The organism is Campylobacter aviculae, from assembly GCF_005406215.1.
GTDB lineage: Bacteria > Campylobacterota > Campylobacteria > Campylobacterales > Campylobacteraceae > Campylobacter_D > Campylobacter_D aviculae.
Genome location: NZ_NXMA01000004.1, coordinates 24,066 through 35,901, shown reverse-complemented (window position 1 = coordinate 35,901; position 11,836 = coordinate 24,066). Strand labels below are relative to the sequence as shown.

Below are 11,836 nucleotides of genomic sequence, written 5' to 3'. Positions count from 1 at the left end.
ATATTTACTATGAAAAATATGCGATTTTATTTATCTTTTTTAATATTTACTATTATATTTTCAGCTTGTTCAACCAAAGAACTCAACCCTTTAGGACGTTCCTATGGAGAAATGTATGATAGCGATCCTTTAAAAATAGGAACAGAACCTACAAAACCAAAAGATCAAACAGATCCTAGCTTGGCAAAAGGAGAAAAATTTCCGGCTATTCCTTTGGTACCACCAGTTATTCGTTTTGATTCTTTAGATGCTAATTCTACTAAAGCTCCAAGACCGAGACTAAAAGCAAACGGTGAATTTAACGACGTCTCTGCCGCTGGAAATACTGGCTACACAAGCGATTTTATAACCGTTATGAATCCAAATGGAGCAGCATTAACTATATGGGGATCTAATCCTGGAAATTGGATATGGGGATACAATTTAAATGCCAGTAAAGGTTTTCCAGATTATAGAGCTTGGCAATTGGTTGAATTTTCAAGCAATATTGTTATGTTTAGAAATGCAGCAACTGAAACTTGCTTAAATGCTTATGGTAACGGCATAGTACATTATCCTTGCGACCAAAGCAATCACGCACAACTTTGGAAACTCATCCCTATGAGTAATGGAGCGTATCAAATTAAAAATATTGCAACACAAAAATGCATACAAACTCCCGTAAGAGATGTAATGCATGAATTTAATTTTAGCTCTTATAAAATTTTTTTAACAGAGTGTGCTAAACCAGGTGAAAAAACTTTAGATAAACAATGGTATATAACAACACCTGGCTATGGGGCTAATTCACCTTATTAAGGAATAAATTATGAAAAAGATTATTTTATTTTTGGTATTTAATATTAGTTTAGTTTTTGCTGGTCTAGAGGATTATTCTACTGGAACTTGGAATATGCAAGGATCTTCGGCTTCAACTGAAAGCAAATGGAACATTAGTGTCAGACAACTTGTAACCGGAGAAAATCCTTTAAATATTGTAGCTATCCAAGAAGCAGGGGTCTTGCCCGCAACCGCAACAATGACCTCAAGACAAGTTCAGCCTGTTGGAGTTGGAATTCCTATACATGAATATGAATGGAATTTAGGATCTTTATCACGTCCGCATGTTGTTTATATTTACTATTCAAGAGTGGATGTTGGTGCAAATCGAGTCAATATGGCTATAGTGAGTAGAACAAGGGCTGATGAAGTTATAGTGCTACCACCTCCAACCGTGGCTTCAAGACCTATTATAGGAATTCGCATAGGCAATGATGCATTCTTTAGTATTCACGCTTTAGCTAGAGGTGGAAATGATGCGGGTGCTATAGTGACAGCTGTTGATATGCATTTTAGAAATTTACCTAATATCAACTGGATGATTATGGGGGATTTCAATCGTAATCCTAACCAACTCATTCCTTTATTAGATCCTGATTTAAGAAGACGTATTAATATTGTTTCTCCGCCTTCTTTTACACAAACTTCGGGCAATACAATCGACTATGCTATAACAGGAAATTCAAATCAAGCAGCAGCTTATACACCGCCTTTACTAAATGCTGTCTTGGCTTTAGCAGGTATTAGAAGTTTTTTAGCTTCTGATCATTTTCCAGTTAATTTTAGGAGGTTTTAAATGAAAAAAATTTTATTATTATGTGTGATTTTTTTAAACGCAGCCTTTAGCATAGAGCTTTCTAAGGGGGATTTACCTGATTATACTCCTATGTTTGCAATAAGATCTCTTCAAACAGGAATTTCAATCAGCGTTTTTAGAGAAACTTCCCAAGATCTAACCGATCAAAATTGGGTGTTAAGAGAAATTGTTTTAAGTGATAAATTAAAAGCAAAAGATACTCTAGCTGATAAATTTCCTTTTGGTTATGTACAATTTGTTAATCCACACGATGATGATATATGTTTAGCTATTTTAGAAAGTGGTTTTTTTGGCGCTAAGTCTTGTCAAGGAGATTTGCAAGATGAAAAACTAGAAACCGTTTTTTCCATCATGCCAACAACAAGCTCTGCTGTGCAAATTAGATCTTTGGTGCTTGGAGGAGTTGAATGCATATCAACTTTTCGCAATCCTCAAATTCCTTTAGAAAGCCGTATAGGCATACAAGAATGCTTCAGAGGAACTCGTGAATTTGTCGAACCTTTTCAGTTATTATTTTTTACCCCCGCTATAGTTGAAGCCACCCCGCTTAATTAATTTACCTTTTTGGGTAAATTAATTACTAATTTTTATTATAAATTATAAATAAAATAAAAATATTTAAAAAACATTTGTTTATAAATCAATCATTTTTGCTATAATTGCTAAAAATTTTAATTTTCAAAGGAAATTTTATGTTAAATCTTTTACTTTTAAGCAGTTCAAGTTATCAAGATACTGGTTATTTAACCCATGCTAAAACCTATATACAAGATTTTTTAAAAGAATGTGATTCTTTAAATGAAGAAATACTTTTTATCCCTTATGCAGGAGTAAGAAGAAATAATGATGAATATGAGAAAAAAGTAAAAGAAAGTTTAAATCAAGAAAATATCGTCTCTATACATCGTTATAATCACTCCAAAGAAGCCATTTTAAAAGCTAAAGTCATTTTAGTGGGTGGAGGCAATACTTTTATGCTTTTATCTAAACTTTACGAATACGATCTTTTAGATTGTCTAGCTCAACGCGTCAAAGAAGGGGCTTGTTATATCGGCTGGAGTGCTGGATCAAATATAGCAGGAAAAAGCATAAAAACAACCAACGATATGCCAATTATCATGCCTAAAAGTTTTAATGCGCTCAACCTTTTTCCTCATCAAATTAATCCTCATTTTATCAGCGGTAAAATTCAAGGACACAATGGAGAAAGTCGAGAAGAACGTTTGGAAGAATTTTTAATCGCTAATCCTCAAGAAAAAATTTACGCCATACCTGAAGGATCAGCTCTTAGAATAAAAGATAATAAAGTTAAAATTATAGGACATAATCCTGTGCTTAAATTTGAACACCCTATGAAAAGCACCACTTTAGAACTCAATCAAGAATACCCTTATTAAAAGGAATTAAAATGCATAATTTTTATTTGATATTAGCAACCCTAGGAACTTTAGCAACTGTTATTTTACTCATTAAAAAAGCAGAGACAAAAACAACTTTATTTGGTGTTGGTTTTATCCTTTGTTTGGTTTCTTTAAAACCAATTGATGCCTTAAATGCCTTTACTTCTTCAATGACTCAAGCCTCTTTGCTTAAAGCCATTTGTGCGAGTATGGGTTTTGCCTTTGTGATGAAATTCACTCGATGTGACGCTCATTTAGTTCGATTGCTCACCGCTCCTTTAAAAAATTTAGGCTTTTTCTTAATCCCTATTGCTTTTATCATAACTTTTTTTATTTCCATTGCTATACCTTCTGCGGCCGGTTGTTCTGCAGCGGTTGGAGCAACTTTAATCCCTTTATTAATGGCTTCTGGGATCAAACCTGCTATGGCAGCGACTGCGGTTGTAAGCGGAACTTTAGGAAGTGCTTTAAGCCCTGGCACTTCTCATAATGGCATCATCGCTGATATGAGTGGCTTAAGCATCCCTCAAGTTTTAAGTGTTCAATTTAATTTTACTTTTGTTTCTGGAATCATCACTTGTATTTGTTTAATCATTATGGCTCTTATTTTTAAAGATTATCAAAAAGGAGCAGTTTATGAAAGCAAAACACAAACCGAAGAAGGAATTAAAAAAGCAAATTTCTTATATGCTTTGATGCCTTTAGTTCCTATTGTTATTTTGATCGTCGGTGCGAGTAATTTACCAAAAATTGAAATTTTAAATCCTATTTTAAACTGGACAACTAAAATTCAAGTGGCAGAAGCTATGCTTTTAGGTGCCATTTTAGCTATGGTTGTAACTATGAGTAGTCCTACTAAAATTTGTCAAGAATTTTTCAATGGTATGGGAAGTTCTTATGCTAATGTTGTAGGTATTATCGTTGCTGCAAGTGTTTTTGCTGCAGGATTGGAAGCTTGTGGGGCTACTAAGGCTGTGATTGAATTTTTAAAAAATGAGCAGCATTATGTCCGATTTGGAGGAACCTTTATACCTTTTTTAATGGCTATGGTAACAGGATCGGGTGATGCCCCAACGATGGCTTTTAATCAGTCAATCACCATACACGCTAAAGATTTAGGCTTTGATCAAGTAGCATTAGGTATGGTGGCTACAGTCGCTGGAGTACTTGGAAGGGTTGTTTCACCTATCATGGCAGCAAGTATTATTGTAGCAGGTATCGCAGGAGTAAATACCATAGAAATTGTAAAAAGAACTGCCCTAGGATCAATCATTTCTCTTTTAGTGATCGCTTTTATTATGCTTTAATTTCACTAGCTAAAAGAATAATTTCTTGCAAAACTTTACTTGCTGCTTTTAAAGATTTAAGTGGCAAGTATTCATAAATAGAATGAAAATTATGTGCTCCAGTAAAGATATTTGGACACATAAGCCCTTTTTCAGATAGCACAGCCCCATCATAACCGCCACGCATAGGAATGATCTTTGCCTTTATATCTAAATTTTCATAAGCTTTTAAAGCCAGTTTTACAGGGAGACAATCCGTAGTTTTTAAGGCATTAAAAACATTTTCATAGCGATTTGATAAATGAATTTGTATCCTTTGTTCACCCCACATTTTTTTACAAGAATCGCATAAATCTTGCAAGAATTGCATTCTTTGCTTATATTTTTCCTCATCAAATTCTCTAATGTCTATTTTTAAAATCGTTTTTGCACTATTTCCATTTAATTCTTTCACCCAAAAATACCCTTCCTTGCCTTCTGTGTATTCAGGTGCCTCGCCCCTTGGCAGCATAGAGATAAATTGATGGGCTAAAATCAGCGAATTTACAAGTTTGCCTTTTGCACTCATAGGGTGTGCTGAAACTCCTTGAAAAGTTACTATAGCATCTCCAGCATTCCAATTTTCATAGATAAACTCACCTATACCGCAACAATCCAAACAATACCCAAAATCAGCGTTAATTTCTTTCACATCAAAAGCCTTAGCCCCTCTTAATCCCTGCTCTTCATCAGGCAAAAAGCCCGCAATGATATCCCCATGTTTTAAAGAAGGATTTTTAACAAAAAATTCAATCATATCCATAATCGCAGCGATGGCAGCTTTATCATCCGCACCTAGCAAACTCGTTCCATCAGTATGGATAATATCATCGCCTTTGTAATTTTTAAGCTCTTCAAATTCACTTTCTCTTAGATAAAGATCTAATTCTTTATTGAGACAAATATCCCCACCTTCATAATGCGTGATTTGTGCCTTAGTATCATTTTTTTGCTCACTGCTAGTATCTAAATGTGCAAAAAAAGCTATACGAGGTGCATTGGAAACATTTGCAGGTAAAAGCGCTGTTGTGATAGAATTGGATCTTTTAACAATCTGACTCAATCCAAGCTCTTGAAGTTCCTTTTCTAGCAAACTAGCTAGTTGCATTTCATTAGGATTTGAAGGCATGATACCTGCTAAACCATTTTCTTTATTGGTTGTAGTATTGATCTTAGTATAATTTATAAATCTTTGGGCGATATCCATAAAAATCCTTAAATAAGAAAAAATTAATCATCTTAATTATAATCACATTTTATTGCAATACTTCAAATCATCACGACAGATTTAGTAAAAAATTAATGTTAAAAATCAAGCCATTATTCAAAAAAAATGATAATGCTTTAAAAGATTAAAAATACGGATATAGAAAATAATTTACGCAGAGATTTTCTCTGCATTTTTTGATATTTTAAGTCAAATTTCGCTACTATAATTTTTTAATTTTTGGGGAATTAAATGATTTTTGAAAAGCAAGAATATCAAGAAAAATGCATCAATAACATAATAGAACTTTTAAAAGATTTTGACTTTAAAAAACAAGATAATTTAAAACAATGTTTGCAAAATTTTTACAAAACCACCCATTTACCAATACAAAATATAAAAGACAAATTAAATTTAGATATCTTAATGGAAACTGGTACTGGAAAAACCTTCACTTATATAAATTTAATTTTTGAACTTAATAAAGTCTATAAGCAAAATAAATTCATAATTTTTGTTCCAAGAAAAGCTATTTTAGAATCCGTTAAACAAAATTTGGAACTCACTAAAGAGTATTTTAAAACACAATATCAAAAATATATAAAAGCTTATTTTTATACAGATACAAAAAGTCAAAGTGCAATCATAAATAATTATATTAAAAATCAAGATGAACTTTCAGTTTTAGTTTTAACAAATAGTGCTATAGATAAAAAAGGGAATATTTTAAATAAAAATAATGAAAGTTTATTTAATTCAAAAAGTGTTTTTGAAAATATCATAGACTTAAAACCAATTAGCATTATAGATGAGCCACATTTACTTAAGGGTAAGGCTTTTAATGAGTATTTTTCTAGATTAAATTCTTTATACTTTCGTTTTGGTGCTACTTTTCCTCAAGAAAAAGAGTATGAACTTAGCAATATAATTTATTGTCTTGATTCTATATCTGCTTTTAAAGAATATCTTGTAAAACAAGTTAAAGTAAATACTTTAGGAACTCAAAATAAAAATATTTTTTTAAAAGAATACAAAAAAGACTTAGCCACCTTTACTTATTTTTCAAATGGCATGGAACAAGAGATAAAAATAAAAAAAGGCGATAGTTGTAAAATCTTAAATAATGCTATTTTAAAAAATATTAAAGATAATAAAGCATATTTTGATAATGAAACCATCATAGAAAAAAAAGAAAATTATGTTTTAAATGAAGATGAAATTACAGAACTTTTAGAACAAGCCATAGATTTGCATTTTAAAAAAGAAGAAAGATTATTTAAGCAAAACATTAAAGCATTAAGTTTATTTTTTATACCAAGTATTTTAGACTTTAGAGGCGACAATCCTTTTATAAAAAATAAATTTGAAGAGTTATATAAAACAAAGAGAAAACAAATACTTAAAACCGAACTAGACAAATCTTATAGACAATACTTAGAAAAAGACTTTGATGAAAATGGAAATTTAAAAGTCCATCAAGGCTATTTTAGCGGCGACAAAGGAAACGCGGATGAAAAAGAAGCTTATGGAGTAAAACTGATTTTAGAAGATAAAGAAAAGTTACTTTCTTTTGACACTTCTTTACGTTTTATTTTTAGCGTTTGGGCTCTACAAGAAGGCTGGGATAATCCAAATATTTTTACCCTTGCCAAACTTTCAAATTCTTCTTCGCAAATCAGCATACACCAACAAGTCGGACGTGGCCTAAGGCTTTGCGTCAATGATAAAGGCAAAAGAATTACCCATAGTTATTTAAATTTTGATGATGCCAAATTTTATGATATTAATTATCTTGATATTTTAGTGAGTGCAAGAGAATTTAATTATATAGAAAATTTACAAAAAGAAATTTCAAATTCTAGCTTTGCTTTCAACGAAAATAGTTTAAATTCTCTATCTTTCAAAAGTATAAATTTAAACGAACACCAAATTCATAGAATTTTAGTTCTTTTAGAAGACAAAAAAATAATACAATTTTCAGAAGAAGAAAATAATTATATTATATTAAAACCTTTATACGATAGCATAAAAGATGATGAAAAGGCTAAACAAATTTTGGGCGATAAATTTGAAACTTTATTAAAAGCTCTTAATGAAAATTCTCAAAACAAATACAAGCAAATTATCAATGCAAATAAAGAAAATAATAAAATAAAAATAAAACCCGATCTAGCCAAAGATTTTAAAGAACTTTGGGAAAACATAAATAAAAAAGCAAGCATAGTCTATAAAAATATAAAAGAAAAAGAACTTATAGAAAAAATAGCAAAAGAATTTAATGCTTTAAAAATAGAAAAAGAAGTTTTATATTTTGAAAAAAAAGTTTTTAATGCACAAGAAAATACTATAATCACAGAAGAATTCAATATCTTAAAAGAGATCGATTATAAGGCTAGTTTATATAAAGACATCTATAATTTATTTTTAAATTTTTGTAAAAATGAAAAATTTCCCTTACAATTTTTACTGAAAATTTATGAAAAATTAGACAAAACCAAATTTGAAAATTCCCCTAAAAAAGCTTTTGATAATTTAAAAAATATAATCAAAAACAAACTTCACCATAGCTTATTACAATGCTTAAGTTATGAATTTTCTTTAAATATTTTCTCAAGTTCTTATGAAAATTTAGTAGAAAATGGCAAATTCAGAGAAAGCATAGATATGCAAAAATTAGGACGCTATATAGATGATGAAAAACCGGCTAAAAATTATCTTTATGAAAGCGTAGTTTATGATTCTAATATAGAAAAAGAAATCATCAAAGAAAACAATGAAAATATAAACAAAAAAACCATAAAAGTCTTTGCAAAATTACCAAAATTAAGCATCCCTACTCCGTATAAAAATTATGAGCCTGATTTTGCTTATTTTTTAGAGGATAATAAAGGCAAAAAAATCTTCTTTATATGCGAAAGCAAAGGCTATAACAATGAGAATGAAATTCCACAAGATGAAAGAAAAAAGATAGATTATGCAAAAGTATTTTTTAAAAATTTAAATGATACTTTAAAAAATGAAAACATAGATATTATTTTCAACACAAGGATAAACAAACAAAAACTCATAGAGTGCATAAAGGAAATTTTACAATGATAGATATTAACGATATAAAAAAAGAGAATTTAATCAACACAGAAGAAAGCAAAAATGAATTCTTAGAGTATCTAAAGCATAACCATCCACAAACCATAAGCGATAATGTGCCAAATTTAAATGCCATCATGCAACTTCTAGGCTTAAACACTAAAGCCCAAGGTTATGAGCTAACTTTTACCGGAAAAGCCTTAGCAAATGCACTTTATAACACTCCAAACACTAAAGAATTAAAATTTGAAAAAAATCAAAGCTTAAATTACGAAAATACTAAAAATATCATCATAAAAGGGGACAATCTTGACGCTTTAAAACTTCTAAAGCAAAGTTATTATGAAAAAATAAAAATGATTTATATCGATCCGCCTTACAATACTAAAAATGATGATTTTATTTACAAAGATGATTTTAGGCAAGATTATAAAAAACTTTTGTTAGAAACTGGACTTTTAGAAATAGATGAAGATGGACAAGAGATAGAAAGCGAAACTTTAAGATTTTTCAACAGTATAAAATCAAGCAAAACCCATAGTGGATGGCTTTCTTTTATGCTACCACGTCTTAAACTTGCTAGGGATTTACTTCGTGAGGATGGAGTGATATTTATAAGCATAGACGATAATGAACAAGCGAATTTAAAAATACTTTGCGATGAAATTTTCGGGGAAGAGAATTTTGTAGCATGTATGCCTAGGATAACAAAAAAAGCTGGGAAATCTACAAATCAAATAGCCAATAATCATGATTATATTTTGTGTTATTCTAAAAATGAAATATTTTTTAAACAAATTGAAGTTAATGAGCAAGATTATAAAATGCGAGATGAATACTATGCTGATAGAGGTGGTTATAAACTTAACCAAACGCTTGATTATGACTCGCTGCAATATAATAAAAAAATGGATTTTGAGATTGTTATAGATGATAAGAAATATTATCCAGGTGGATATAATAAATTTTTAGAAAGGCAAAGTGGTAAATATAGTAGTATTGATTGGGTTTGGAGATGGAGTAAAGAAAAGTTTGATTATGGCTTGAAGATGAATTTTATAGAAGTAAAAAATGACAGAATTTATACAAAAACATATTTTAAGGCAAAAATATCTGATAAGAGACCTTATTATATAGAAACCATTGATAGAACAAGGAACATATCTAGTATTGAGCTTATAAATAATCAATATTCTAATGATTGTGCAAATAAGGGGTTGCAAAAAATTTTTAATCAAAAAAATATTTTTGATTATTCCAAAAGTATTGAATTGATAAAATTTTTAGTTTCACAAGTTTCTATAAAAAATAAAACAGATTCTGATATTATCCTAGATTTTTTTGCGGGAAGTGGCACAACAGCACAAGCGGTTATGGAGCTAAATGCAGAAGATGGAGGAAATCGTAAATTTATCCTAGTCCAACTTGATGAAGAGATAGATGAGAAAAAAAATAAAGTAGCTTATGATTTTTGCAAAAATGAGTTAAAAAGTAAAAATCCAGTCATCAGTGATATAACCATAGAAAGAGTTAAAAGAGCCAGTGAAAAAATCATGAGTGAAAATAAAAATTTGGATTTAGGTTTTAAAGTATTTTCTCTTGTGGAAAAACCCGAACTCATAAGCAATGATGCAAACGCTTTAGCTTTAAAAAATCATGCAAATCTAAGTCCTTATGAAAAAGCGTTAAATTTGGCTTTGCAAGATTGCAAAACCTTAGATAGCAATCTAAAAGAAATTTTAAAAAATAAAATTTACCAATGCGAACAAAGCTTTTATGTGATAGAATTTGATGATGAGGTTTTCAATTTCTTAAAAAATACTCAAAATGAAAATGTATATATTAACGGTTTTGATGATATAAATTTAGAAATTTATTTAAACCTAGAAAGCTTTTTAAAAGAACGCTTAAAAGTGGTGTATTAAGGATAAATTAGAATGTTTTCAAAATTATAAAAAATTTTTAAAAATAAAACCAATATTATCAATAACACTTGATTTTAATTTTTAAAACTAGCAAAATATTAAGTGAAAATTGGTTATGATTTTTTCCTAAAAATTTTAAAAAGAGTAAAAATGAAAACCTTTCTCGTTTGTGCCTTAGAACCTTCAGCAAATTTGCACCTAAAAGAAGTTTTAAAAGCCTATAAAGATGAGTATAAAGAATTTGATTTAGTGGGAATTTATGATGAAAGCTTATGTGATGAGTTTAATCTAAGCTCAAAGCCCCTCTATAGCTCACACGAATTTAGTGCTATGGGTTTTGTAGAGATCTTACCTCTTATCTTTAAAGCAAAACGTGCGATAAAAGAATTAGTCCATTTAAGCTTTACGCAAAAAATAAATGCGATTTTATGTATAGATTCTCCCGCTTTTAACATCCCTTTTGCGAAAGCTTTAAAAAAAGCCGATTCTAAGATAAAAAGAATTTATTATATCTTACCTCAAGTTTGGGCATGGAAAAAAGGAAGAATTCCCATCATAGAAAGTCATTTTGATGTTTTAGCCTCTATTTTGCCTTTTGATAATCAGTTTTTTAGCAAAAGTATTTACGTTGGACACCCACTTTTGGACGAAATCAAAGAATTTAAAGATGAAAAAGATACACAAGTTCTACTTTCAAAAAAAGAACATGAAAAAATCGTTGCTTTTTTACCTGGATCAAGAAGAAGTGAAATCAAACGCTTAATGCCTATTTTTAAAGAGCTTTCTAAAAATTTTCAAGGCGAAAAGATCCTTTGTATCCCTCCTTTTAATCTTAACAAACTCGATCTTTATGGCGATATTAGCGAATTTAAAATAGAGAGTAATACGCCTAAAGTTTTAAAAAAATCAGATTTTGCCTTTATTTGCAGTGGCACAGCAACTTTGGAGGCAGCTTTAGTTGGAACTCCTTTTGTTCTTGCTTACAAGGCAAAGGCTATTGATATTTTTATAGCAAGGCTTTTTGTGAAGTTAAAACACATCGGCCTTGCAAATATTTTTTGCGATTTTGCAGGAAAAGAAGAGCTAAACCCTGAATTCTTACAAAATGAAGTCAATGTAGAAAATTTATATCAAGCTTATCTTAAATACGATTATAAGAATTTTTTTGCTAAAGTTGATTTTTTAAAACAATATTTAAAATTTGGAAGTGCAAAGAATTTAGCTAAAATACTTGATGAAGATTAAAAGGATAGATT

Annotated in this window: 9 protein-coding genes; 8 read left to right on the top strand and 1 reads right to left on the bottom strand. The window is 29.9% G+C overall.

What is annotated here, in order from left to right:
* Nucleotides 1-9: 9 nt before the first annotated feature.
* The 5 genes from CQA76_RS02700 to dcuC all read left to right on the top strand — a co-directional run bounded on the left by CQA76_RS02700 (nt 10) and on the right by dcuC (nt 4,343).
* Complete coding sequence (locus tag CQA76_RS02700) at nt 10-798, top strand: RICIN domain-containing protein (RefSeq protein WP_137621914.1); 789 nt, start codon at nt 10-12, stop codon at nt 796-798.
* 10 nt (nt 799-808) lie between these two features.
* The gene (locus CQA76_RS02695) at nt 809-1,615 is read left to right on the top strand and encodes a cytolethal distending toxin subunit B family protein (protein ID WP_137621913.1); all 807 of its coding nucleotides are present in this window, start codon (nt 809-811) and stop codon (nt 1,613-1,615) included.
* Entirely contained in the window at nt 1,616-2,191 is a 576-nt protein-coding gene (locus CQA76_RS02690; RefSeq protein ID WP_137621912.1) for an RICIN domain-containing protein, read from the top strand.
* A 137-nt stretch (nt 2,192-2,328) separates the two neighbouring features.
* A complete protein-coding gene (pepE, locus tag CQA76_RS02685; protein ID WP_137621911.1) occupies nt 2,329-3,033 on the top strand; it encodes a dipeptidase PepE in 705 nt (234 codons plus the stop codon).
* Between the two features lie 11 nt (nt 3,034-3,044).
* Nucleotides 3,045-4,343 (top strand): C4-dicarboxylate transporter DcuC, encoded by a 1,299-nt coding sequence (dcuC, locus tag CQA76_RS02680; protein ID WP_137621910.1) that lies wholly within the window; start codon nt 3,045-3,047, stop codon nt 4,341-4,343.
* On the opposite strand, the gene pepT is transcribed toward dcuC, so the two are convergent.
* Nucleotides 4,333-5,568 carry a peptidase T gene (pepT, locus tag CQA76_RS02675; RefSeq protein ID WP_137621909.1) on the bottom strand — a complete coding sequence of 412 codons (1,236 nt, stop codon included), beginning with the start codon at nt 5,566-5,568 and terminating at the stop codon, nt 4,333-4,335. The genes dcuC and pepT overlap by 11 nt on opposite strands.
* Nucleotides 5,569-5,820: 252 nt before the next feature.
* On the opposite strand from pepT, the gene CQA76_RS02670 reads away from it, so the two are divergent.
* From CQA76_RS02670 to lpxB, 3 genes are all read left to right on the top strand, one after another.
* Complete coding sequence (locus CQA76_RS02670) at nt 5,821-8,664, top strand: restriction endonuclease (RefSeq protein WP_137621908.1); 2,844 nt, start codon at nt 5,821-5,823, stop codon at nt 8,662-8,664.
* Nucleotides 8,661-10,580 (top strand): site-specific DNA-methyltransferase, encoded by a 1,920-nt coding sequence (locus CQA76_RS02665; protein ID WP_137621907.1) that lies wholly within the window; start codon nt 8,661-8,663, stop codon nt 10,578-10,580. Before CQA76_RS02670 ends, CQA76_RS02665 begins: the two co-directional genes overlap by 4 nt.
* A gap of 150 nt (nt 10,581-10,730) precedes the next feature.
* Nucleotides 10,731-11,825: a lipid-A-disaccharide synthase gene (gene lpxB / locus CQA76_RS02660; RefSeq protein WP_137621906.1), complete on the top strand. Its 1,095-nt coding sequence runs from the start codon at nt 10,731-10,733 to the stop codon at nt 11,823-11,825.
* The last annotated feature ends 11 nt before the right edge of the window (nt 11,826-11,836 follow it).